Here is a 25,443-nt window from a genome sequence, read left to right on the forward strand (position 1 = left end):
CGAGCCTGTAAATAAAACTGTGTAAATGTCCAAATCTTAGTACCCTGTAATAGGGATAGATGGAGACATCCACAATGGATCACAGTCAATTGATGGCACTGCAAAAGAATTTGCCAAAAACCTAAAAACAGATTCTGACCTGAATGAATTCAGTAAAGCTCTAAAGAAACTTACCGTTGAAACAGCCCTAAATGCAGAACTCACGAGCATTTAGGGCATGAGCGTCACCACCTAGTGCCAAAGGCAATGCACGTAATGGCTACAGTAAGAAGCAACTACTCACGGGTGATGGTGAGTTTGAGCTGAATACCCCACGTGATCGTGATGGTACATTTGAACCACAATTGGTGAAGAAACACCAAACCAGAATCACCAGCATGGATAGCCAAATCCTATCGCTGTATGCCAAAGGCATGACCACCCGTGAAATCGTCAGTACATTCAAAGAACTATACGATGCAGATGTATCTCCTAGTTTGATTTCCAAGGTGACAGATGCGGTTAAAGAGCAAGTGATTGAGTGGCAGAATCGCCCACTCGATAACATTTACCCCATCGTGTACCTTGATTGCATTGTGGTGAAGGTCAGACAGGACAACAGCGTTATTAACAAAGCTGTCTTTCTAGCATTGGGTGTTAACCTTGAGGGTCACAAAGAACTGCTGGGTATGTGGATCGCCGAGAATGAAGGTGCCAAATTCTGGCTGTCCGTTCTAACAGAACTAAAGAATCGTGGTGTACAAGACATTCTGATTGCCTGTGTAGATGGTTTGAAAGGCTTTCCTGATGCGATTACTACCGTCTACCCACAAACACGCATTCAACTATGTATTATCCACATGGTACGCAACAGTTTGAAATATGTGAGTTGGAAGGACTATAAAGCCGTCACCAGTGACTTGAAGCGTATTTATCAAGCTGTTACTGAAGAGTCTGCCTTGCAGGCATTAGAAGTCTTTGCGAGCACATGGGATGATAAATACCCGCAGATTAGCAAATCTTGGTACGGGCACTGGCAGAACCTAAATACCTTGTTTGCTTATCCAGCAGATATTCGTAAAGCGATTTACACCACCTGAGGAGTATTGCTCCGCAAGTTTGAATCACTAAATAGTGTGATTCGGCAGGCAATCAAGAAGCGTAAGCTCTTTCCAACCGATGACTCGGTCAGAAAGGTAATCTATTTGGCAATTGAAGCTGCATCAAAAAAGTGGAATATGCCAATTCGGGATTGGCGTGCTGCTATGAGTCGGTTTATGATCGAATTTGAAGGTCGTTTAGACGCTTTCATTTAAGCGACATTTACACAGAAGTTTTTACAGGCTCGAAGACACTGATGCAAGATACAAGTGCCTTCAATTGACAGATCAAGGACATAATACTGTCAAGAAAATAAACCACTACGCAGATCAACAAGTGATGAATGCGCTAAATCACCTCCTAATTTCTGAGCAAAAAACGATTGCTCAAGGACTTAAATTCTATGCAGAAGCATTGGTAGCTTGTCATAAAGAAAAAGTTGTTAATTTAAGTCAAAATATTGAAATTATATCAGGATATCGTGCGGGCATGATTGGACGTGTTACTGAAATGCATGGCACATACTATTCAAAAAATCATAACTTTGGGTGTTCTTTTGAAGCTAAAGTTGCCGCTTCAGTTGCTGAATTTTCTCAACGTATGAATAGTGATTGTAATAATATTTGGTTTGCGATTCATAATGATCAAATCATTGGTTCAGTTGCCATAGATGGAGAAGATCTAAACAATCATGAAGCTCATTTACGTTGGTTTATTCTTGATGAGGATTATCAAGGCTATGGCGTAGGAAGAAAGCTTTTAAATGAAGCAATCGGTTTTTGTGATCATCACGCATTTTCAGCAGTTCATTTATGGACATTTAGTGGGCTTGATGCTGCTCGTAAATTGTATGAATCATTGGGATTCGAGTTAGTAAAAGAATGGACAGGAGATCAATGGGGCAAAACTGTAATAGAACAGCAGTTTACTCGAAAAAAGGGCACACAATAAAATCAATTTATGCAGGTCGCAGGCATCATATAAATTTTTTCAAGTTTGACAAGATAATATGTGCTTCAAAAAAATCCAGCAAACCCAATAAAATGGACATCTTTAAATTTTGGTTTGAGCCAGTAAATATCATTGACATACTAGATATTTTAAATTAAATTTAAATAGTTATTTTACTAAAAATAAATAACAAAAAACCTTAATCAGCGCAAAATTAAGGTAAGCCTCATAGAAATGTGAGGCTTTTTTTATAGCAAAATAATTTTAAATCTCATCATATTTTTTGCTCACGACTTGTTTTTTGGTCACAGCCTTATAGATCGCTTAAAATCGAGAACGAAAAATAAGTAGATTTTCGAGTAGTTTCAATATTGTATAGATCGCTTTAAAATGATTACACTATCCTAGACCGTATTCACCATCATTCAAATACAAATTTTAATTCAAATGCTATTAAAAAAATAAAATTACAGCTATATCATATATTTATATAAAGTATTTGTTTCAATCTAATCTAGATGATGCTCAGCCTTGAAGCGTTCTAAATTACGCAGAGCTGTTTGATAACGAGATTGTACTTGGCTGCTATTGATACGAAGATCATATAATTTCTGTTTATAGCTATCACGATCTTTATCAGAAAGGTTTTTATACTCCAATCTTTCAAGGTAATAATTCATATCATTTTGTGATTTATTAAAATCTGAATTTGCAGAAAAGTACTGACTTGCGACTTGATAATAACTCCGAAGAGATTCACGCTTTTCTATAGGACAAATTCGATAATTACCATGACCTTCTAAGGCTTCATAGAAAATGTTTTCAGGTTGACAATAAGCATTCAAACCTTTTTGGTAGCCTTTTTCATATAAATTCTGATTTGGAATGATATTTGCTTTTTGGCAAGCAGAGTAGTATTGATCTAGATGTGGGTTGGAACCAGCTGAACCATCTTTTTCACCAACATTAAACCAGTTTGCAGTTTTGCATTGCTCAATACTCATTGCCGTACAGCCTGAAAGTAAAACAGTAAAAGTAGATAAAACTACTATAAATTTCATGAAATAATTTCCTAACGACGATTGAGCAACTTTCTAAAATATTTTATCATGACAATATCTTTTATTTGCTGATAAAATTTAAAAAGTACCATTAAAGTGTATTGATTTGGTTGAATAATCATTTTTTTTGTAGAATTGGATTTAAGACCTTAAAGATTTTTAAAAATGATTCAATATATTAAAAATAACTTTCCAATTATTGTTCTGTTGATGATTGTTATTGGTGGCTTTGGCTATCCTTTTTATTTTGGAAAATGGATTGTTGCACCTAAATTGAATGAAATTGATGCGAAATGTTATGGAATTGATGTTCCAGATGATATCCAGTATGGACGATCTGAGCACTTTTGTTCGTGTATGAAAATGGTGCATAATAAAAAAGACAATGATCATATTAATTACTGTAAGAATTTAATAAATAAGGAGAATTTTAATGAGTCTAAGTGATTTTATTCATAGTCTTTAAAATAAGGATAAATGAATGAAAAATTTGAAATGAATATATGATGATTGATTTGCTCAAGAAAAATATGAAACGAATTTAATGTTTAATTTTTCATACTTATGGAACGGATCGCAGGTTGATACAAAGTAGTTATAAAAACATGTTTATGGTGAATGTAGAACAGGTTGACTGCATTCATTTAAAGTAGGAATAAAATTTTGGTGATAAATAATATGAATATTAATGAATTAGATGAAAAATATGAAGCGTTTAAGGCAAGTCAGCATTTTCCTGAAAAAGATGATCATCAGAAATTCACAAAGAAAAATAGACAGTTAAATGATCTTAAATCAATCATGGATAATATACTTTATAATACCCTGTTTCTAAAATATTTTTTTATTCTTGCGCGACCTGATGATAAGCGTTCACAGATGGCAAAAAATTATGTAATTTTAGTTGATGGGAAAGAAGTTGCTTTGAATGTAAACCAGTCTCCTCAATTTCATGACAAAGCAAATTATTTAAAATGGTTACACAATGAAATCATGAAATGAACGTTCTATCAAGAGCTACAATGAGTAAATGTATGTTGGTGTTTATTGGTTTAATAAAATGAAAAATCAAGAAGATTGCTGATTGTTAGCCCGAATAGATATAACTATATAAATCTTTTTAATATAGGGTTTTTTTGAAAAGGTTTGTAAATTTTATGTCATTAGTGTATAAAAAAAGAACAACAATAAAATGAGGGTGATCACATGATATATAAATCAATAAACATCGCTTTTTTCATATTTATGTTTGTTGTTCTTACATTGTTAGTACATCTCTTTGGAAATATTCCATCAGGGATGTGGGTTTTAAAATAGTGTAATCTAAGTAAATGGCTCATCTGAGGATGGGCTTTTTTATGGATTGTTTTTAGGGAAATGTTGATTAATTAATGATTCAATGAAAAATAGTCCAAAGTGTGACAGTTCTGTTAACAGTTTATAAATTAAATAAATTCTAACCAATTGAAAAATATTAAAATTAAAATGATTTTTGAAATCTAATGTTATAAAATTTCACATATTCTTTCACAACTAACATGTTGAAATACACAGGTTTTAATTTGATGTTATTCCTATTAGACCTTTTTTATTCAGTACGAGGAATGTCATGTTTAAGACTGCAGCATTATTAGGCACTGGGATCGCAATTGGTTGTTATTATCAGTCACATAAAAATGGCGCTGATAAAACCAAGACAAAAAATCTGACTAAGACAAGCAAAAACGACAAGAATGATGACAAGGACATTCAACCTCAGTCGTAACTATCTATTCCAGCAAGTCTCTGATTTAAGGGGCTTGTTGGGTAATAAGAAGTAATTTTATAGCGTGATTTTAAACTTTTCACAATAAATTTAAAAATTTGTTTATCTCCGTATTTTTTAATCTCAGATGTTTCAATGTGCACCTTTAATCTTTTAAGTATCGTCCATTAATTATTGAACATTTATAGTATTTAATCATTGTTTAGTATTTTTAATATTAAGTGTTGATTTAAAAGAAAATTTTAAAAATTGTCATTTAATGCCAATGTTCTTGATTGTTTTTGCCTTAAAATTTGAGCCAGAAATTACTTTGTAGTTTCAAGCTTTACCTAATAGAAGCTTTTCATATAGTTGCCCACATTATCCAATCATGTGGGCTTTTTTTAAGGCATATTTTTATGATGTTGCGAATTAGACAATTGCTTTGTATTCATGTTTTTGAATATCCTAATATAAGCTACATAAAAGAATGCCGTAAATGCGGAAAAATTAGCAATATCGATGTTAAGTGATGAAGCTACAACTTTTAAATTCAATGAAAATTTTTGTATTCTCCTAGGAAAATTGATGTTTTCTTTGCTTCTCCAAATCAGCATCGTGTTCATCGCAATCATTGCATTAATTTATTATTCAAATAAATCTTAATTTAAAATCTATGGCTGGTTAGCATATAAATAGTTAAAAATAAAATATGAAATGTATAGTATTATAAATAATGTTTATGATTTCTGTACGGAACCAGTAGTGAATTCGCAATCGCTGGTTGGATGAGCTTCAAGTCCTGTGGTAGAACTTAAACTTCTTATTTCTACTGAGATTAATCATGAAAAAAATATTATTAATTTCCTCTATTTTAACTGCTGTTTTTTTAGTTGGATGTAATGCAAAAGACAAAGAAAAAACCAATGCCTCAACAGGAGAAGCAAGTAGTCCTGTTGCTCAGGTAGACAGCAATGAGTCGAACCAAAAAACAGTGAAATATGAAACTGAAGATAAAAAGCAATTCACACTTCAAACAACTGATAATTTTGCTACAGCAACTTTGACAGATAGTGAAGGGCATAACTATTCACTTAAAGAAGTTCCAGCTGGCAGTGGTATGCGTCTAGAAGGTGAAAATGGTGTGTCAATTCATTCCAAAGGTGAGGAAGCAACAATTGAACTTGCAAAAGATCAGTCTTTTTCGGTGAAAGAAGTTAAATAAGCTTGAATATAAATCGCCCCACCTTTTGGTGGGGTTTTTTATGATACCCCATAATTTTTTTCACTTTAAATATCTTAGACGATCTAAAATCATTGCTATAAAGTTTAAATATGAAATATATATTTGATTTTAAATGAAAAATATATTTTTATTGAATTGGGTACTTCAAAAAGAGTAGATCAGGCGTACGATGCTTTTGGTTATTTTACTCACATCAATCATCATTAATGTAAAGTATCCTTTACATTTAATTTGAAATTAATTATGCTTGTGTAAAGTTTACTTTACATGAGTGCGCTATGAATAAATTTAGACACCTTTTTGAATTGGTTTTATCTATCTTGCTGTATATTGTTGTGTTGGTTTTTTCTCTAAGATATTTAAAAAATAATCAACTTGATGATTCAACACAAATGATTGTAACTTTATTGCCCGTCATTCCTTGCGTATTCGTATGTTGGAGCGTGATTAGACAGTTATCGCAATTAGATGAAATGCAACATCGAATTCAACTACAAGCTTTTGCAATCGCCTTTGTTGGTACTGCGCTCATCACATTTAGCTATGGCTTTTTAGAAAATATTGGATTTCCTTTACTATCGATGTTTTTTGTTTGGCCATTAATGGCAACATTGTGGGGAATGGGGATCGCAATTGGAAGTTGGCGTTATCGATGAAAAATATTTTATCTGAATTAAGAATGAAGCAAGGTTGGTCGCAACAACAAATTGCGGAATTACTTGGTGTTTCACGTCAAACTATCAATGCTATCGAAAAAGAGCGTTATGATCCAAGTCTCCCTTTAGCCTTTAAAATAGCAAGACTCTTTGGTTTATCTATAGAAGCTATTTTTCAGGATGAAGAAACAATAAAAAATGAACGCTAAGCAAAGATAAGTAAGTGTTTGATAAACAAAGAGGAAAATATCCAAAACTGGCAAATTAGATAATAAAATAAGGGGGTGTGAGTATAAGGTGGTATTGGATTGCTCTAAGATTGTTGCTATTTAGAGATTTATCTTTGTTGGTAACTTTATTGACCAATGCAATATGTAGTGTAGAAGCATTTAGCATGACCAATTTTCCAGCTAAAATTATGCATATTGAGGCTGGATATTTTCCTGATTATATAAAGCTGAGCATTTGAAAACAACATTTGGATAAGGTCAGCAATCATCAGGATGAGTTAAGTCTATCTCCTAACCAATTCTCTTGTTTTCTTTACGTCGTGGTTATGTTCTCAGATCTAGGTATATTACGACGATGTATATTGGGCTTGCGTAACAGTGCATAAGTGTTGTTTATGTTTATATTTAAAATAGCGATACAGTACGGGGTTGTGCCACATCTACTTTTATTAAGATAAATCGCAATAAGAATATATTTTTAGTATGTGTGAGTTTAGTTAGATCACATTTTTGTTGGATAGTGGGATGATATATTTTTGATCATTTTAAATTTTGCATGAGTTTAATGTCAATCTGCATTTATCTAACAGGTTAGCTTTTATATTATATCAAGCACATGATTTTTCAATTTAATTATAAATTTCACCATATCTTGTATTTATCTGCATCAAATAAATAGTTATATTGTGATCGTTATCACAACCATAATATGTTGTTGGCGATTGATTTAGAAGCATCCTACACTTAGATCAGTCATAAACAAGCCAGTATAATAATAAAGGTTAAAATAAATAGGCAAACGATACCAGTTATATAAGAGATCGTTCTCCAAGGCTGTATTCCTACTAAATAGGTTATTGTATGAGCAATACGTGCAATGGTAAAAACACTAAACGTCCATGCTATCAATGTTGTGTTCAAATTCAAGGCGATACAAATGCCACCAAGTACCCAAAACACAGGAATATTTTCTAAATCGTTAGCCCAGGCTTGACTTGCTCTCACCACTTGCGGAAGTTCTTCGGGATGTGCATTCATGTTTAGGTATTGTGCATCTTCTTTATTTTTAAAAGCCTTATTTTTAATACGGAAATAACCTTGATAACATGATATCGCAAACATTTTAATGAAAAGTGCTGTAATACATAAAGCATATATGTGGAGCAAGTTATACATAAAACATCTACCCAAGTATGCTGCAAAGAAAATAATAAACACATAAGTTTTTATATTTAAATTATTTTTTGTCAATATTTTTATAAGAAAAATTAAATTTATTTTCCAAATCATCTTTATTTATATGAATCGTGTCGATTCACATGTGAATTTTAAAGTAAATCAGAAATGACTTCTGAAAAGAAATATTGTCTTTTTTTTAATTAGACTAAAAAAAATCACATATTATTATCATAAAATAATATTTTATTATAATTTTATGATACTTTTAAACATGAGCCAGACTCCTCAGATGGTTCATACGGTTTTTACTTAATAAAAGGTATATATAAATGGCTAAAATTGACTTAACACCATTAGCAGATATTGACGGATTTACAGCTTCAGCACTTGTTGATTGTACAAGTGGTCTTTCATTGGCAGCACAAGGAACAGGCATTGATTTGGAGCTTGCAGCTGCGGGGAATACTGAGGTTTTACGTGCGAAAATGAAAACTGCTGATGCGTTGAACTTGAAAGATACTATTGATGATATTTTGATTACTTTAGGTAAACAGTATCATTTACTTAGACCGCTAGAGAAAAACAGTGATTTATTTTTATATTTAGTATTGGATCGTCAAAAATCTAATTTAGCAATGGCTAGACACGAACTTAGAATTTTTGAAAAAGAATTAGATTTCTCTTAAAAATAGAGACTTGGCTATTACTTCGCGTTGTTGTGATAGCCTTTTGTGTGAATTTTAGCTTTAAAATTAAAATATTTGATAATATTCACAAAAAATTATGATCGATTTATCATTTAAATATTAAAATTATTAAAATAAAGTGTTATAAATCATATGTATATGTCTTATCTTGTAAGGTTGGCGAGATAAAAAATTATCATTGAAAATCTTCTAAATATTATTACAATTCTATTTCTAAGAAATTTAAGGAAATGGGGTATGGAAAATAAAACGGCAAGGTTAACAATTTTAATCGATCCAAATAAAAAAGAAGCATTTGAAGAATTATGTAACCGTCAAGACTTAAAACCTTCTCAAGTTGTTCGCCAATTAATTCGTGAATATTTAGAAAAACATGGGGTTGAATATGCCACTAAATCCTCTGTTGTAAAAAAATAATAAATCGTATGTTTTATGAGACGGTCGATGATGATTGAGCAGTACAGTCTTGTTGACAGATCTGCTTAATTTTTATTGAGTTATAAAAAGATGAAAATTCAGAATAATGAGAACTTATATAATATTGATAATTTTTGTGATGTTGATTGTATTTGGCGCAGTCGGATTAATACTTAAAGGAGAGTTTCCTTTATCACAAATGGGGCATATTGAATCTGAATGTTTGGGTGTAAATATTCCTGAAAAAATAAAATATACTCAGTCTAGAGCGTATTGTCAGTGTTTCAAGCACCAATTAAATTTTCGTAATGCAAAAGACTCAGAACATAATTGCACTATAAATGTAGCTGTACGATAACTTTAGGTAATATTGGTAAAATGTAAAGAAGTTCAAAGACAATGAATATAGTACATTATCGCCATAACTCAAATTTTCATCCGATAAAGAAAACATACTAAGTGATAATTGATCGTGTAAATTTCTGATCATTTATATTCAAACCGCATAATTTTTCATACAAATGATTTATTTTCAACAAATTTTATACTTTTTATCTGAATTTTTAATTCGGAAAAATGATCATTTTAAAGCACTTTCAAAGTTTAATTTCATTTTAGTGCTTAGCAGCTATTATTCTTTAAAGATTGAAAAATTGATCATCAATTTTTAGGCTTAACTATTATCTGCTGTTTTTAAAATAATTCAATTTTAAAATCGCTGTAATTAGGTTGAATAATGTTACTGCTTCTTGCAGATGGTCAAAGTTCTGCCTATATTATAACTACAGTAGATCGATAAGATGCTACGAAGTAGTTGGACAGATCAATGACGGCTTATTGAATTTGTGACTCCAGTTCAAATAAAAAATAAGCACTAGCTTTCCAACATCAAAAAGCTCACAGAAATGTGAGCTTTTTCATTTTGAAATCTGATGAAATAATTAAGATAGGCAGAATTTACATAAAATATTCAAAGTAATCGATTGTTTTATAAATGAAAAATGTTCATAAGTTGCAATGCTTTAACATTGCCATAAAATCTAACAACTTCACAAGAAATTTTATTCAATGTCATGCTATAAGAAAAACAGTATATAAAAAAGAGGATAGGAAAATGTCTGAAATGATTACAGTCAAGGTGAAGGATCAATATAGCAACGAATTAAATGCAATGGCATGGTTAAACAAATTGCAAGAGCATGAAGATGCTGAAAATTTATCCTTGTTCCAAAAGATCGATCATATTGTGGTAGATGGCGAAAAGATATTGCCGAGTATTGAATTACTGTTCGAGAGTAAAGAAAGTGATAGTATTTATCGCATCATTGAACAGGTAAGTTAATTTTTAACTAGACCAAAGATGTGACAATTAAAAAAATGTGTTGGATGCATTTATCCAACACATTTATTATAGCTAAGCATTAAAAGGTCTAAAGCTGAACAGCAACAACCAAGTTTCTGCTAAAAAAATCAAGCGGTTTTAAAATGATCAAGAACAACAGCAACTAAATGATAAAGGGCTAAGCGGTCTCGATTGGCTTGAATAACAGCGCGCTTTTCAATTCTTAAATCACCTTTGAGTGATCCAGATTGATAACTTTGTACCAACACATGTTGTGAGGACATTGGATCATCTTTGATTCGTAAATCTCTTTTATGCTTAATATTAGAAACAGCCGTCAAACACTGTTCAAAAGTTGAATGAAAATTTGAAAGTGCTAATGCTGTTTGATTGGTGGATTTGGTAATATAAGTAGTCATAATTGTGTAATTATTTGAACAAGTTAACTGAATATTTATTGTACAACTTGATGTGAAAATAGACAATTTGATTTTGTAAAAAAATATAATAAGACATATGGGTTTAAAGCTAATTCATAATTAATATCAATGAGATATGCTGGTGATGTTAGGCGATATATGACATTTGATTTTAGACGTGGAATTGTTGTATTTCTAAACCATAATGTTGAAATTCAATGTGTAAGTGTTGAAGGAATTCTGTGAGCAAAGCAGATTTTAATTCTAAATTCAGCTTTTGTTCCGATAAATAATGATCATCTTCAAGGGCGATGATCTGCCAAATCTGATTATTATCCATCTTTTAAAAAATATTAATCTGTTTAGATTAAAAAACTTAGAATGACGTTAAAACACTTAATTGTGTCATTCTAAGGGGGGTTAAATCTAAATGCTAAGTCTCACGCTTGTAACATGCTTAAATTATGATGATTGTAGGTGTTGTAAAGAATAATTAATTTGTTGCATGGTTTGATTTAGCTCAACTGGTGAAATTCTGGACTCTTGTAATGCGGTAATCCATTGCATTTGGCAAAATTTAATATCACGGATAGATTTTGCCTGCTGGATCTGTATCACCAATTGTTTAGTCATGAGTCCACAATGAGTTTGTAATAGATGTGCCATTTTTTGTTTGATCTCATCAAAACTGATATGGACATGTTCGAGTTTATTTTCCTTCTGTGCTGGTGTTTCTAGTTGTGGTTTTAGATCATGGGGTGGCTCATTGGTGTGGAGATTGTCGGGTGAGGATACTTCTGTTAATTTTTCACTGATGCTAATTGAGGAAATGAGATCTTCTTTTGAAGATTGACTTTTTGTTGTTTGAGCCAAAGTTGGTTGTTGGTTTGTGTCTAATGCAATTGAAGTTGTCACTGCTGATAGGGCGGTATAATTTTTTTTATCCGCAGATGGTGCATTATCCTGAAAAATCAAACCAAGTTCTTCTAATTGTTGAATCAGTTCAGGAGTCGCCAAGCGTTGTTTGAGGGCACTATTTAAAATTTTAAAATCATCAGTACCGATCAGGAGTAATAACTGTCTTTGACGCGCATTCAGTTGAAATGACCGCTGTTTTAATGCCTGAATTCCCAAGTCAGTTTTAAAATATTGATCCATGAGTCAAGTTATTCCCCCAATAAATTGACCCAAGGATAAAGAATGAAAATTACACTAATATGACTTTCTTGTTACAAATCACAAGGTTAAAGTGTGATAAGGTTTGCATTTTCTAAGGCCTTACGTAAATAAGGGTCTAGGTCTTCCTGGCGTAATAACCATTGCACATAGTCTGAGGGTAATTCTGAAATTGCAGTACCGCGGTGTTTACCAAAGTTGATCGTTCTTGGTATACGTGCATCTTCAGAGGCTTCATAAAGTTCTTCTAAAGTCTGAATCTTTAAATGATGAATAATGTGCATTAAAATATTGGCTGTTAAAATAATATCTGCATCTGCGCGATGCGCACTTTTCAGCATTTCACGTGCTTTTTCACTGCCTTTACTGATCATATAAATCAGCGCAGAAATATTATGGGCTTCAGCATCTGGCCAAACTAAACGAGCCAGTGCCAGCGTACAAATAGCTTTGATTTTTGAAGTATCCACACCGCATTGTTCAATGGCACGAATATCATAATCAATATTATGACCAATGATATATGTGGTTTCTTTAGGAAGCTCGAAGTCCGAAAAGTTAGGTTGTCCTGCAATGTCCGCTTCTAAAATATGGTGAACTGCCATAGAGGCAAAAGAGATTTTTTCATTGCCAATGCTATAAAGCTGATCAAATATTTGCTTGCGATCTAAACTGAGTTTTCCTGCTTCAATCTGAATAGGTGCATAAGCAATTTCAATAGGTAGACCATTGAGTGTATGTGTTTCTGTATCTAAAATAATGGCTTGCATCTTTTGTTCCTTCACCAATTTGAACAGGAGCTTTTGAGTACCCTAGCTTTTTTAAGCATTGAATACAATTTAAAGTTATTTGAAAGTCAGTTTTGATTTGTTTTTGTTTAACTCTCAAGCAGTTCTGTCCTTGTATGGTGGTTGCATGATTAAAATATAAATTATATCTAGTTGATACTGGCTATCATCATTTATTTAATAATTTATAAGAATATCTTAAAGTTTGGGCGTGCTGGTATTTTTTTATTGTTGAGGTTGTAAATTCTACTGAATACAGTGAATCTCACCTCATTTTTTAGTTTAAAACCAACTTAATCTACTTTTTTTAAATATTTTCTAATAAATATCAAAATAATGGCTATCGAATATCGCTTGCAAATTTATTTTAATAAGATAATTATAGTGTAGATTATCTTAATTATTGGATTTAAGGTAATTTAAAAAGAATACCCCGCCAAAAGCTAGGTAATTGAATGATCAGTGCGGATAAATTGGAATGATTCACACTGAAGTATTAAAACAAGATAGGCAACAAGGATGAAAAAAATGAAAAGAAATACGCTTTGGATATTATTAGCAAGTTCAGTTGTATTTTTAACAGCATGTGGAGGAGATGACAATAATGATGGAGGTCCATCTACCACATCAAATGTAGACATCAATAATATTCAAAACCCTGTGGTGGGAACACCTGCTGCATATAAATATATTAAAGAAGATGCACCACCGAATGCCGCAGACAGTGTAATGATGACTTATAAAATGAAAGGCATCAAAGGAACTGAAACATTGGCTACCAGCTTAGTTTTTACCCCAAAAACAGCACCGCCTGCAGGGGGATGGCCAATCGTAGTATGGGCACATGGTACAACGGGTGTCGCAGATAGTTGTGCACCGAGTGTTAACAAATTGACGATACCAGGTTTGTTTGGTCCAGGTGATCCAACGATTAAAAACATGATCGATAGCTTTCTTAAAGAAGGTTATGTTGTTGTTGCACCTGACTATGAAGGTTTGGGAGAGCCTGGTGATAAAGAACTCCATCCTTTTCTAAATGTCAAAAGTGAGGCTTATTCAATTACGGATGCAGTGGTAGCAACCAAAAGTTGGTTACGTGATAAGGTTTCTAATAAATGGGCAGTAGTGGGGCATTCACAAGGCGGGCAAGCGGCATTGGGTGCTGCTCAATATGCAGCACGCGCCAATATGGACTACAAAGGGGCAGTGGCGGTTGCTCCTGCGTCTAATTTAAAAATGATTGATAGTTTAATTCAATTTAAGTTAGAAGGATTACCTGATAAACCATTGGATGAAAATGGAAATGTGAATCCTGAATTTCAACGTAAGGTCCTTGGTTATGTTGCTACGGATGGGTTTACCGCATTGATTGCTGCGAGTATTAAAACTACTTATGGGATGGATGGTGTATATAGTAAGGTCTTTAAGTCACCCACCGATAAAATTGCAGAACAAGCTGAGTCTTTATGTGTGCTTGAGTTAGGTTTTGAATTTGCGCGAGGAATAGGGGAATATGCTGAAGCAAATAATGGTAGTATAAAAGATTATCCACGAAGAGCTAAGGGCTATATGGATGATCCGATCGTCAAACAATTTTTGGAGATAGATTCACAGCCTCTTCAAGTCTTGGTTAAAACACCAATCATTATTTATCAAGGTGGTGCAGATACATTGGTGTTGCCTCAGGCAACAGACGCATTAGTGGCGCAAGCACGAGCATTAACCACAAAAATTGATTATCGAACCGATCCAAAATGGGACCATGGTACCGCTTATAGTGTAAATGCTAAAAACGGAAACTTATTGGCGGATATTAAAACACTGCTATCAAACTAATCCTTGAATATTGATCATTATTGTTTTTAAATTTTGCCACTGTTCAATCAAACAGTGGCAATTTATGAATAACTCAACTTGCTTTATCCATTCAATGCAACATGATGAGTATCTTCATTCATCAATAACGTTGTTAGCATCCTCTTTTGTCTAATATATGCAAAGACAGGGGGAAATCCTCAGGTTTTTTAGCAATCACTTTTATAGTTTTCAATTTGTGAAATAGTTAGTTTGTGAAAAGATTGAGTCAATCTATCTCTCATTGTCCTGTAGTCAAATTTTTTTAAATATTTAAATCAATAGGGTATGCATTCAACATTTCTTGAGTATTCATACCAGTGATTTTTTATTTTAATCACTCATGTCGAATCAACTTTATGTTTTTTTACAAATTTTATAAATTTTTTGTAATTCATTTATTCTGCACTTTTACATCAAGGATGGTCTTGCTATCGTGAGGTGACATGGATGTTGCCATGTTGAGTGAGGTTATATGCGAATATGAGCAAAAAAACAAAGCACTACCTTTTTTGCATCGCAAGAATACGGTTAAACAAAAAATGGGTTAGGCAAAGTGAAGCATCATCTACGTAAATCTATTTAGGCTTTAGATGTACAGCAAACAGTTTGGTCAGGGAAGCTTCATATCATTCAAAACGATCTTTATTGCATTGATTTTATGGATCAAGAGAAATTAACTTTTGCGGCATGCATTTTTCAACAGATTGGCGATATGCTGTTGAATCTTATTCTGTGAAAAAGCCAGCGTCGTTAAAATAAGATTGAAATTTTAAACGAATCTTTAAGCTACTTTGATATTAATTTTATAAACAATAAATAGCCATTTCTTGGCAGTTTAGATTTCTATATATTGTTCAATATGTTAACAATAAACATGATACCTTGTGTGGTGTGATGCCATTATTGGTGATTTATTCAGTTGATTCATCCTTTAAAAATAATGTCCAAAAGACTTGCCTAACATATGTTTTTGACGTATTCATGAAATACTTATGCGTAATAAGTGATATAAAATATTTAAAAAATTGTGTTTAAGGATAAATCACATGAAAAAGAATTTACTGACAGTTTTAATTATAAGTTCTGGGATCGCTTTAACAGCATGTAATAACGGTGGTGGAGGGAGTTCATCTGGAGCTTCTCCAGATAATACAGATGTCAACACGATTGCCAATCCTGTTGTGGGAACACCAAGCGCATACACTGCAACTGACTTCTCCACTGTGGCAACGGATAGTGTGGTGATGACCTATAAAATGAAAGGTATTAATGGTACCGAAGTACAAGCAACCTCATTGGTCTTTACACCAAAAACCGTGGCACCAGCGGGCGGTTGGCCAATTGTGGTTTGGGCACATGGTACAACAGGGGTTGCAGATCAGTGCGCACCAAGTCGTAATGTGATGAATGACTACATTAAAGGCATGATTTCTAAGTTTCTTACAGCAGGCTATGTGGTGGTCGCACCTGATTACGAAGGTTTGGGAGAGCCTGGTGGTAAAGAATTACACCCATTCTTAAATTTAAAAAGTGAAGCTTATTCGATTACTGATGCTGTGGTGGCAACACGGAGTTGGCTAGGGAGCAGAGCGTCGAATAAATGGGTAACTGTGGGTCACTCTCAGGGTGGTCAAGCAGCATTAGGCGCTGCGCAATATGCGGCGCGTGCAAACCTAGACTATAAAGGCACCGTCGCTGTTGCACCAGCTTCACAATTGAAATTAATTTTAAGTGCCGGAAACCTTTCAGTTGAAAATGCAACACCAACTCAGCAGATACCTGTTTATGCATCTTTAGATACCTTTACCGCATTGATTGCTACGGGCTTACGCAATACAAATCCTACTTTAGACTATAGCCAAGTATTTAAAGTACCGACGGATGCGATTGCGAAGAATGCTGAGTCTGCTTGTTATGATGTTTTAGGATTGCAATTTGCTGGGGCAATGAAACAATACGCTGGAATCAATGGAACATTGAAGAATTATCCAAGAACAACCGATACATTTACAACTTTACCTGTTGTACAAAAATTTTTAGATGTGGATTCGCAACCGTTACAAGTCCAAGTCAAAACACCAGTTGTGATTTATCAGGGTGGGGCGGATACCACAGTCCCTAAAATCGCCACAGATACTTTATACGGAACAGCTAAAGCTTTTGGTACACAGGTGAGTTATATGACCAATCCTACTTGGGATCATAGTACAGCCTATGCTTTAAATATTGATAATATTGTTGCTGATGTCAAAGCTATGTTTGCAGCGAAATAAGTGTTTGAAACACCTATCGCCAAAAAATGACTGATGTTTAAGATATCAGTCATTTTTATTTAAAACAGAGCAAACTTCATTCTGTTTAATTACAAACTTCATGCTACAATACGCGCAATCTTAGCACGGCTTAAAAGCCCTAATTCATAGGACCTCGCTAATGTTCGCCAATATCTCTATTTCTGAATTTGATCCAGAAATCGCTCAAGCAATTTCTCAAGAAGATGCCCGTCAAGAAGCACACATTGAGTTGATTGCATCTGAAAACTATTGCTCACCTGCAGTAATGGAAGCACAAGGATCAAAACTCACTAACAAATATGCCGAAGGTTATCCTGGTAAACGCTATTATGGCGGTTGTGAATATGTAGACGTGATCGAACAATTGGCGATCGATCGTGCTAAAGCATTATTTGGTGCTGACTATGCTAACGTACAACCTCATGCCGGTTCTCAAGCAAACTCAGCAGTCTATCTTGCACTTTTAAATCCAGGCGATACTGTTTTAGGAATGAGCTTAGCGCATGGCGGTCACTTGACCCACGGTGCAAAAGTAAGCTTCTCAGGTAAAACTTATAATGCAGTGCAATATGGTTTAAACCCTGAAACTGGTGAAATTGACTACGAAGAAGTTGAACGTTTGGCTGTAGAACACAAGCCTCGTATGATCGTTGCTGGTTTCTCTGCGTATAGCCAAATCGTTGATTGGCAACGTTTCCGTGATATCGCGGATAAAGTTGGTGCATATTTATTTGTTGATATGGCTCACGTTGCTGGTTTAGTGGCTGCTGGTGTATATCCAAGCCCAGTACAAATTGCGGATGTAACAACGACGACTACGCATAAAACTTTACGTGGTCCACGTTCTGGTTTGATCCTTGCTAAAGCAAATGAAGAGATTGAGAAAAAACTTCAATCAGCTGTATTCCCAGGTAACCAAGGTGGTCCTTTGGTTCATGCTGTTGCGGCAAAAGCAATTTGCTTTAAAGAAGCAATGACATCTGAATATAAAGAATATCAAAAACAAGTGGTTGTTAATGCTAAAGCGATGGCTGAAGTGTTGATTTCACGTGGTTATGATGTTGTTTCTGGTGGTACAGAAAACCATTTATTCTTGTTATCGTTGATTAAACAAGATGTGACAGGTAAAGATGCTGACGCATGGTTAGGCGCAGCGCATATTACAGTGAATAAAAATGCTGTACCAAATGATCCACGTTCTCCATTTGTTACTTCAGGTATCCGTATAGGTACACCTGCAGTAACCACTCGTGGTTTTGGTGAAGCGGAAGTGCGTGATTTGGCAGGTTGGATTGCTGATATCCTAGACGCTAAAGGTGATGAAGCGGTAATCAAAGCAGTACAAGCTAAAGTTGAAGCGGTATGTGCTAAATTCCCAGTTTATGCAAAATAAGCATTGACTTGAGAAAGCCTCCTCTCAAGGAGGCTTTTTTTATGGTTGAATAAAAAGCAGTAATATACGACTAAATATCTGTTATAAAAGAAATCGGTGATGAAAAGCTATGGATTTCAGTTTATATCTTGCTTTGTCAATTTAGTTGGCAAGCGAATTGATGTATAACTGTAAGATCGGCTTTATCAATACGCTTGTGGTAATGCAATAGTGCAAAGGAATTCGGTACATGACTAAACCCAATATTATTATTTCAGAACAGGATTTGCATCGTTTGGAAACGATGTTAGAACATCAGTCAAAGTTGACGATCACCATGCAGCATTTAGAAGAAGAGTTGGCACGTGCAGAAGTGGTTGCACCTGATGCCATTCCAGAAAATGTTGTGACCATGAATGCAAAGGTACTGATCACGATTGCACCATCAACAGAAGCAACTGAAATTACACTGGTTTATCCACATGATTTCCGTGGTGATAAAGGGCAGGTCAATGTCATTGCTCCTGTTGGCGCCGCTATTTTAGGTTTGGCTGAAGGGCAAGAAATCGAGTGGCCGCAACCCGATGGACACTTAATGAAAGTTAAAATTGAAAAAGTATTGTATCAGCCTGAACGTGAGGGTGACTATCTTTAGTCTTTGCTGAATGAGCATGTTGCAAATCAAAGCCCAGTGATGACTGGGCTTCATTATTTATGGTAGAGAAGAGAATATTAAAAACCAGAGGTTCTACCTTTACTTGGGTATTTAAACTGGTGTTGTACATCCAACTTATAACTTTGCTTTGGATTTAAATCCACTTGCCATAAGTTGATATTCGGTTGTCCATTCCATTGGGTCGCCGTTGGGGGAATGCTATAAGTTGAGTGAGTGGTCAGTTTTCCATTTTGACTTTGTGGCTCAGATTCAAAAATAGTCACTTGAATTGGATAGTTATGTAAGTTTTGCACAGAATATTGCTGTTTCTGTGTAGTTTCTGACTGTGTCCCTTTGACAGGGTTTTTCTTGTCTGACAAGTCAGTGACTTTGATTTGGATTTGATCATCGGTTCCAAAACTCATTTGTAAGTTTTCATCTACACTGTTGTTCCAAGCTCTTTGCCCGATATAGTCGCCGTCACGATAGAGTTTCACTGTACCTGAAGGCCAATTCTGATCCAGTTTTGCAATCTCAGCATTAATCGTTGCCTGGGTACTATTTTTAGGGATTGCCCATACGGAAAGCTTTGCTGCATATTGTTCTGTGCTTAAAGGTAAGAATATTTGCTGTTGGCTACTTGGAATAGAGGCTTTGGTTTCTGATCGAAATTCAGTACTAAAGTTTAGATCGGCTGCTTGGAATTGTGGAAACTGGGGCGCTTTTTTGGCACTTTTTTCTTTTCGGTCATAGCTCATTTCAGCCATTGGTGCAGGAGCAATAGCATAAATAGGGCGTACAACAGGTTCTGGCTCAAAATAATTTACCCACCATTGTTGTGGTTGAACTTGTTGAACATAGTTTTGCGGTGTCGCCGTAGACAGTGCTAGCTTTACATTATTCCAGTCTTCACCTGTTTTTTGAGCAATCATTGCCATACGTGTGAGCTTAATTTGCTTTGTCTGGGTATCCAATTCAGCTTTATAAATCGGTTGCCAACGTGCATAAGGCACCATATAACTGATTTTAATTTCCCCCCGTTGTGGTGCATTGACATAAAATTTAAGGGTTCTTTGATTAAATTCACTGTCACCAATGGCGCTTAAATCTTGTTCCAACTCATCTAAACGTTGCTCAAGCTTTTCTTTTTCGATCTTGGCTTGATCAATGGCGATAAACGCTTCATAAGCTTGCTTACGAACTTTAGGTGCAGAACCTTCGGTCACATTGCCCAAGAATTTATTCTGAAGCTCAGCAGCTTGAATAATTGAATTTTGTTCTGAAATTTTCTTTTTAATCGCGTCGATATGGTCGCGTAACTGTGAAGATTCATTGCCAGCAGGCTTATCTAATGCACTGTCAGTGTGAGAAACTGCATTCACTTCGATATTACTACTTTGATATTGCAGTTGGTCGATATTGAAATTGGCAGCCAGTCCACTCAAGCTCACCAACTGTTCCCCAGCTTGCACAGGAATTGTTCGTTCGATTTTTGCCAATGTTGGGTATAGGGTGACTTGTTGGATTGGAGAACTGGATAAGTTGAGTGCAAAGCTATAAGTCGAAGGCAGACACAGTAAGCTAAATTTTAGCGCAGTTTTTATATTCATTTATGCTTGTCCTGAAATCATTACAATTGATTTTAATTTATAAAATGTAGCAGAAATCAAGATAAATCAAAACGAAAATAGTTAAGTCGTACTAAAAAAGCCAAATGTTTGTGATGCTTTATCACTGATCAAGAGATTTATTGAAAATTAAGTTCTTTTCGAGTGGATTTAATTTTGATTGATTTTTCAACTAATTCTGAACATTTTAAAGATCAGCTCAAACAAAGTTAAAAATTTCAGTTAAACTGAGGCATCCAAAATATGGAAGGGGTGAACATTGAAACAATCATGCGCAATACGGGATCATAAATTTCCTCCTGAATTAAAAACATGGTTGTTTGCACAAGGTTCCCTGACCCAGCAATTGACAGATGCGGCAGGTGGTATTTTCAAAGTCCAGCTTATCCAAGAGCACTATCAAAGAATGACATTGTTAGACAGTCAATGGATGTCAATGCCTCACCAACATACCTCATGGGTGCGAGAAAGCTATTTATATGGTTGTGATGCACAACCTTGGGTTAAAGCAAAAAGTATCTTTCCTATTTTAAGTATTCACAGCAAAGCACGTTTGTTTAAACACATCCGAACCAAACCAATTGGAAAGTTTTTGTTCCAAAGAACCAATCCTTTATGTGAAAGACGTGTTTTAAAATTAGCAGAAGGTTGGACACGCCAAAGTTGTTATACTTGGCATGGTTGTAAATTTATAGTTCAAGAAACTTTTTTACCTGCTTTTGAACAATTTTTACAACAACAGCATATTTCAAAATAGTGTACTGAAGGACTGTCATGGCAATAGCGCAACAAACCACATGGAAACAACGGTTAGAAGCATATTATTATCTATGTCGTTTTGATAAACCTATTGGAACAGAGTTGGTATTTTGGCCAACCATGTGGGCATTATGGATTGCTGCGGAAGGAATCCCGGATATTGTTACTTTGATTGCGATGGTCTTAGGGACAATTTTTATGCGTGCGGCAGGTTGTGCAATCAATGACTTTGCAGATCGTAAAGTCGATGCCCACGTTGAACGCACTAAAAACCGTCCTCTTGCAACGGGTGTAATTTCGGCAAAAGAAGCAGTTTGGGTTTTTATCGGGTTGGTGGCTGCAAGCGCCTGCACTTTATTTTTTTTACCGATTGCAACATTTTATTGTGCGTTAGCAGGTTTGCTTCTGGCATTTATTTATCCATTCATGAAGCGTTATACCCATTTACCCCAAGTGGTGTTGGGAATGGCATTTTCATGGGGAATTCCCATGTCTTTTACTGCAATGGGCAAACCTTTAGGTTGGACATGTTGGTTACTCTATTTTGGCAATCTCGCTTGGACTGTTGCTTATGACACGCAGTACGCCATTACAGATCGAGAATATGATTTAAAAATTGGGGTGAAATCTACAGCTATCCTGTTTGGTCGCTATGATATAGAAATTATTTCATTATTGCAGTTGAGCAGTGTGGTGTTGATTGGTGCAGCCCTGTATTTGGAAAATATTCTGATCCCAATAGGACTGATTGCATTGTTATTGGTTTCAGGCGACTTTATTTATCAGTGGAGTAAAACCAAAGATCGTGATCCACAAAGATGTTTCTGGGCATTTAGGCACAATCGTTGGGTTGGACTGATTATTTTTGCAGGTATTTTTATTGCACTCATTTGATTTGGTTAAAGCTGATTGAGTTTGATTTAAAGTGTGATAAATCACATAAATTAAAATTAATTATTTGTATTTCTATATTATTTTACTCTTTGGTTAAAAGCATTCTAGCAAGATGCTTTTTTTTATGTTTAATTAGAGGGGAACACGGAGCTGTTCAAAAAAGAAAAATTTGAGGAAAGGGTAATGAAAGTATTATTTAAACGGACACTATTGGCTATTACTTGTGGTTCAGCATTATTTTTAAGCGCATGTAATGATGATGACAACTGGGATAATTGGAATAGTAATAAAAGTTATATATCTGAAAGTTCATATTATTTAGACAGTATGAGTGAAGCATCCTCAGTCAAAGTCATGACCTATAATATGCCGAATGTTTTAGGGGAAACTAAAAAAGCCACAGCCATGGTTTTTGTGCCTAAAACAACAAGACCTGCGGAAGGTTGGAAAGTCGTGGTTTGGGAACATGGGACGGTAGGTGTAGGTGATAGCTGTGCGCCGAGTAAGAATGGCTTTAACCCACGTTTTAAAGCTATGGCACAAAGCTTATTAAAAGAAGGCTATGTGGTGGTTGCACCTGACTATGAGGGCTTAGGAACACCAGGTATGCACCCATATTTGAATTTAAAGAGCGAAGCAAATTCAGCGATTTATGCGGTAAAAGCCTATAAAGATCATTATGGTAGTCAGATCAATGGTCAATGGATGTCCGTAGGGCAGTCTCAAGGTGGTCATGCTTCTTTAGGTACAGCAGAACTTTCCAACAATGATGCCAATTATAGAGGTGCAGTAGCAGGTGCACCTGCTTCAAGTTTAGGCTATATCATTTCTGTCGTTGCACCACAAGCAATTCGAGATATCCTTCAAAAAGAACAAGCTGGAACAGCCCCATTAGGTACCGCTGTTGAAGTGTATGCAGAATTATTAGCCTATGCTGCTTATACCACAGTTGGGGTAACTGCTTATGAACCTAAGTTTAATTATCGAGAAGTTTTCAAAGACCGTTCAAAAAATATTGCAGAATTTGCGGAAGGTTCAACGGGCGAAAATGGCTTATGTCTAGATGAATTGCATAATAAATTTGCCGATGACATCCGTGATTATATTGTCAAGAATGGCGGAAAAACTGTTTTAGACTATCCTGGATTAGTCGATAATTTCCAAGATAATCCAACAGTGAAAAAGTTCCTTAGTGATAATCAACCTGCAACCAAGAAAATCAATACACCAGTGATGATTATTCAGGGTACTGCTGATATGGCAGTTCCTTATCCAGTGACAGATGGATTGCAACAACGTTTAAAAGCTTTGGGGACAGACGTAACTTTCTTGCCTGTATTAGATGCAAGTCACACTCAAGCGATTGTTGAAAAGAATCCTGAACTGGTTGCCTTTATTAAAAAGCATATGCCAATCACAAAATAATCTTTTAATGATTAAATGTAGTTATTGATATAAAAACAGAGCTTCAATAGAAGCTCTGTTTTTATAAATTAATGCGTCACTGTTTGTACAGGCTTAACAGGAGCTTTCACCGAGCTTTTACCAAAGGACAGATGATTAAAGAAGATATTCAGCATGACTGCTGCGATACAGGTCGTGGTAATCCCCGAGTGAAATAAGGTTTGTAATACTTTGGGGAATGCATTGAAAAACTCTGGGCTAATCAACGGAATTAAACCCGCACAAATTGAAACTGCTACAATGATTAAATTGGACTGGATTTGATAATCGACTTTAGAAAGTGTACGAATCCCGCTTGCAGCAACACTACCAAATAAAACAATACCCGCTCCACCCAGAACAGGCATCGGAATCGCTGCGACAATACGACCAAAAATAGGCAATAAACCCAAAACCACTAAAATTGCTCCACCTGTTGCAACCACAAAACGACTTTTCACACCTGAGATAGCGACCAAGCCAACATTTTGTACAAAAGCACATTGCATAAATGAACCGAATAAGGGGGCAATCGCTGAAGAAAGCATATCGGCTCTTAAACCATTTGCGAGACGGGGACTGTCCATTTTTGTATCTACAATTTCACCAATCGCCAATAGGCTGGCAGTAGTTTCAGTCAGGATCACAATACTGACAATACACATGGTCAAGATGGCAGACATTTCAAAAGTAGGAAGACCAAAGGCGAACAAATGTGGCAAAGCAAACAGCTCACCTTGAGTTACTTTAGAAAAGTCGGCAACGCCTAAAAAGATGGTGAATATCGCACCGACGATAATCGCAATCAATACTGCCAGACGTGCCATGGTTGCTGTACCAAAACGGCTGACCAAAAGTAGGATCGTGAGTGTGAATGCTGCAATTCCAATATTTTCTAATGAACCCCATGAGGGTGCTTTGGGATTTCCTCCCATAATCCAACGAATGGCAACGGGTAACAGTGAAATTCCAATAATTGTAATGATGGAACCTGTGACAATCGGTGGAAAGAAACGCACAATTTTTGAGAAAAATGGAGCAATCAACAAACCAAAAATAGAACTGACAATGACTGCACCAAAAATTGTTTGAATATTACCGCCTGTAGTACCAATCGCAATCATACTTGCCACGGCAGCAAATGAAGTGCCCTGTACTATGGGCAGTTTTGCACCAAACCATTTCACTCCTAATGTTTGTAACAAAGTAGCTAAACCACCAACAAGAATCGAGGCAGTAATTAATAGTGCAATTTCGGCTGCATTTAAACCAATGGCTGTCCCTACTACCAATGGGGCAGCGATTAAACCACCATACATGGTGAGTACATGTTGTAGACCAAAAGTCAGGTTTTTTCCTAAACTTAAAACTTCATCTTCAGGTTTGATTTTGTTAATTTCAGCGCTCATATGAAACCTTCATGAATTTTTCATCAATGGTTTAGATGAGCAATTTGTATGCCAAACGGTAAAATATGAATAGGTTTGGTTCTGCATGCGCAGCGAATGGCTTAAACGTAGGATGATACGTTCAATATTAAGTCAT

25 protein-coding genes and 1 pseudogene are annotated in these 25,443 nt (G+C 35.2%); 18 read left to right on the plus strand and 8 right to left on the minus strand.

The genetic code is table 11. From position 1 onward, the window contains the following. Window positions 1–74: 74 nt before the first annotated feature. Window positions 75–1,295 (plus strand): annotated as a pseudogene (locus ACINWC743_RS16320) (IS256 family transposase). Between the two features lie 64 nt (window positions 1,296–1,359). Next, window positions 1,360–2,031 (plus strand): GNAT family N-acetyltransferase, encoded by a 672-nt coding sequence (locus tag ACINWC743_RS16330; RefSeq protein ID WP_009586212.1) that lies wholly within the window; start codon window positions 1,360–1,362, stop codon window positions 2,029–2,031. A 509-nt stretch (window positions 2,032–2,540) separates the two neighbouring features. Here ACINWC743_RS16330 and ACINWC743_RS16335 read toward each other — a convergent pair. Next, complete coding sequence (locus tag ACINWC743_RS16335; protein ID WP_009586208.1) at window positions 2,541–3,092, minus strand: DUF2799 domain-containing protein; 552 nt, start codon at window positions 3,090–3,092, stop codon at window positions 2,541–2,543. Between the two features lie 165 nt (window positions 3,093–3,257). Between ACINWC743_RS16335 and ACINWC743_RS16340 the strand changes: the two genes are divergently transcribed. From ACINWC743_RS16340 to ACINWC743_RS16365, 6 genes are all read left to right on the plus strand, one after another. Then, window positions 3,258–3,539, plus strand: coding sequence for a hypothetical protein (locus ACINWC743_RS16340; protein ID WP_009586236.1), 282 nt, complete (start codon window positions 3,258–3,260; stop codon window positions 3,537–3,539). Window positions 3,540–3,770: 231 nt separating this feature from the next. Beyond that, entirely contained in the window at window positions 3,771–4,094 is a 324-nt protein-coding gene (locus ACINWC743_RS24535) for a hypothetical protein (RefSeq protein WP_009586221.1), read from the plus strand. Between the two features lie 607 nt (window positions 4,095–4,701). Further along, window positions 4,702–4,857, plus strand: a complete 156-nt coding sequence (locus ACINWC743_RS24540; RefSeq protein WP_009586207.1) for a hypothetical protein — start codon at window positions 4,702–4,704, stop codon at window positions 4,855–4,857. Between the two features lie 823 nt (window positions 4,858–5,680). After that, window positions 5,681–6,061 (plus strand): MliC family protein, encoded by a 381-nt coding sequence (locus ACINWC743_RS16355; protein WP_004831578.1) that lies wholly within the window; start codon window positions 5,681–5,683, stop codon window positions 6,059–6,061. A gap of 299 nt (window positions 6,062–6,360) precedes the next feature. Beyond that, window positions 6,361–6,738: a hypothetical protein gene (locus ACINWC743_RS16360; RefSeq protein ID WP_004831577.1), complete on the plus strand. Its 378-nt coding sequence runs from the start codon at window positions 6,361–6,363 to the stop codon at window positions 6,736–6,738. Beyond that, complete coding sequence (locus ACINWC743_RS16365; RefSeq protein ID WP_005030142.1) at window positions 6,735–6,947, plus strand: helix-turn-helix transcriptional regulator; 213 nt, start codon at window positions 6,735–6,737, stop codon at window positions 6,945–6,947. Before ACINWC743_RS16360 ends, ACINWC743_RS16365 begins: the two co-directional genes overlap by 4 nt. A 774-nt stretch (window positions 6,948–7,721) precedes the next feature. On the opposite strand, the gene ACINWC743_RS16370 is transcribed toward ACINWC743_RS16365, so the two are convergent. After that, entirely contained in the window at window positions 7,722–8,258 is a 537-nt protein-coding gene (locus ACINWC743_RS16370; protein ID WP_009586210.1) for an MAPEG family protein, read from the minus strand. 218 nt (window positions 8,259–8,476) lie between these two features. Here ACINWC743_RS16370 and ACINWC743_RS16375 point away from each other — a divergent pair, with 218 nt between their 5' ends. The 3 genes from ACINWC743_RS16375 (at window position 8,477) to ACINWC743_RS16390 (ending at window position 10,613) form a co-directional block, all read left to right on the plus strand. Beyond that, on the plus strand, window positions 8,477–8,833 hold the full coding sequence (locus ACINWC743_RS16375) for a hypothetical protein (RefSeq protein ID WP_004831574.1): 357 nt from the start codon (window positions 8,477–8,479) through the stop codon (window positions 8,831–8,833). 258 nt (window positions 8,834–9,091) lie between these two features. Beyond that, the gene (locus tag ACINWC743_RS16380) at window positions 9,092–9,271 is read left to right on the plus strand and encodes a ribbon-helix-helix protein, CopG family (protein WP_004831572.1); all 180 of its coding nucleotides are present in this window, start codon (window positions 9,092–9,094) and stop codon (window positions 9,269–9,271) included. A 1,114-nt stretch (window positions 9,272–10,385) separates the two neighbouring features. Beyond that, window positions 10,386–10,613, plus strand: coding sequence for a hypothetical protein (locus tag ACINWC743_RS16390; RefSeq protein WP_004831570.1), 228 nt, complete (start codon window positions 10,386–10,388; stop codon window positions 10,611–10,613). A 128-nt stretch (window positions 10,614–10,741) separates the two neighbouring features. On the opposite strand, the gene ACINWC743_RS16395 is transcribed toward ACINWC743_RS16390, so the two are convergent. The 4 genes from ACINWC743_RS16395 to ACINWC743_RS16405 form a co-directional block, all read right to left on the minus strand. After that, a complete protein-coding gene (locus ACINWC743_RS16395; protein WP_035301311.1) occupies window positions 10,742–11,032 on the minus strand; it encodes a hypothetical protein in 291 nt (96 codons plus the stop codon). A 172-nt stretch (window positions 11,033–11,204) separates the two neighbouring features. After that, complete coding sequence (locus tag ACINWC743_RS24545) at window positions 11,205–11,372, minus strand: hypothetical protein (protein WP_162987735.1); 168 nt, start codon at window positions 11,370–11,372, stop codon at window positions 11,205–11,207. Between the two features lie 122 nt (window positions 11,373–11,494). Beyond that, the gene (locus tag ACINWC743_RS16400; protein WP_009586225.1) at window positions 11,495–12,190 is read right to left on the minus strand and encodes a hypothetical protein; all 696 of its coding nucleotides are present in this window, start codon (window positions 12,188–12,190) and stop codon (window positions 11,495–11,497) included. An 86-nt stretch (window positions 12,191–12,276) separates the two neighbouring features. Beyond that, a complete protein-coding gene (locus ACINWC743_RS16405) occupies window positions 12,277–12,978 on the minus strand; it encodes an exonuclease domain-containing protein (protein ID WP_004831566.1) in 702 nt (233 codons plus the stop codon). Window positions 12,979–13,524: 546 nt separating this feature from the next. Here ACINWC743_RS16405 and ACINWC743_RS16410 point away from each other — a divergent pair. The 4 genes from ACINWC743_RS16410 (at window position 13,525) to rnk (ending at window position 19,174) form a co-directional block, all read left to right on the plus strand. Beyond that, window positions 13,525–14,832, plus strand: coding sequence for an alpha/beta hydrolase family protein (locus tag ACINWC743_RS16410; protein ID WP_035301321.1), 1,308 nt, complete (start codon window positions 13,525–13,527; stop codon window positions 14,830–14,832). Between the two features lie 1,067 nt (window positions 14,833–15,899). Then, a complete protein-coding gene (locus ACINWC743_RS16415) occupies window positions 15,900–17,126 on the plus strand; it encodes an alpha/beta hydrolase family protein (protein ID WP_009586226.1) in 1,227 nt (408 codons plus the stop codon). A 160-nt stretch (window positions 17,127–17,286) separates the two neighbouring features. Continuing rightward, on the plus strand, window positions 17,287–18,540 hold the full coding sequence (glyA, locus tag ACINWC743_RS16420) for a serine hydroxymethyltransferase (RefSeq protein ID WP_009586222.1): 1,254 nt from the start codon (window positions 17,287–17,289) through the stop codon (window positions 18,538–18,540). 229 nt (window positions 18,541–18,769) lie between these two features. Next, entirely contained in the window at window positions 18,770–19,174 is a 405-nt protein-coding gene (gene rnk, locus ACINWC743_RS16425) for a nucleoside diphosphate kinase regulator (protein ID WP_009586223.1), read from the plus strand. Between the two features lie 77 nt (window positions 19,175–19,251). On the opposite strand, the gene ACINWC743_RS16430 is transcribed toward rnk, so the two are convergent. Further along, the gene (locus ACINWC743_RS16430; protein ID WP_009586203.1) at window positions 19,252–20,784 is read right to left on the minus strand and encodes a DUF4139 domain-containing protein; all 1,533 of its coding nucleotides are present in this window, start codon (window positions 20,782–20,784) and stop codon (window positions 19,252–19,254) included. Window positions 20,785–21,061: 277 nt separating this feature from the next. Here ACINWC743_RS16430 and ACINWC743_RS16435 point away from each other — a divergent pair, with 277 nt between their 5' ends. The 3 genes from ACINWC743_RS16435 to ACINWC743_RS16445 all read left to right on the plus strand — a co-directional run bounded on the left by ACINWC743_RS16435 (window position 21,062) and on the right by ACINWC743_RS16445 (window position 23,880). Next, window positions 21,062–21,559, plus strand: a complete 498-nt coding sequence (locus tag ACINWC743_RS16435; RefSeq protein ID WP_009586217.1) for a chorismate--pyruvate lyase family protein — start codon at window positions 21,062–21,064, stop codon at window positions 21,557–21,559. A gap of 17 nt (window positions 21,560–21,576) precedes the next feature. Beyond that, window positions 21,577–22,455, plus strand: a complete 879-nt coding sequence (ubiA, locus tag ACINWC743_RS16440; protein ID WP_009586209.1) for a 4-hydroxybenzoate octaprenyltransferase — start codon at window positions 21,577–21,579, stop codon at window positions 22,453–22,455. A gap of 183 nt (window positions 22,456–22,638) precedes the next feature. Beyond that, the gene (locus tag ACINWC743_RS16445) at window positions 22,639–23,880 is read left to right on the plus strand and encodes a lipase family protein (RefSeq protein ID WP_009586232.1); all 1,242 of its coding nucleotides are present in this window, start codon (window positions 22,639–22,641) and stop codon (window positions 23,878–23,880) included. Window positions 23,881–23,948: 68 nt separating this feature from the next. Here the strand turns inward: ACINWC743_RS16445 and ACINWC743_RS16450 are convergent, their stop codons facing one another. Further along, a complete protein-coding gene (locus ACINWC743_RS16450; RefSeq protein WP_009586205.1) occupies window positions 23,949–25,307 on the minus strand; it encodes a nucleobase:cation symporter-2 family protein in 1,359 nt (452 codons plus the stop codon). Window positions 25,308–25,443 lie beyond the last annotated feature (136 nt).

The organism is Acinetobacter sp. WC-743 (genome assembly GCF_000335555.1).
Classification (GTDB): Bacteria; Pseudomonadota; Gammaproteobacteria; order Pseudomonadales; family Moraxellaceae; genus Acinetobacter; species Acinetobacter bereziniae.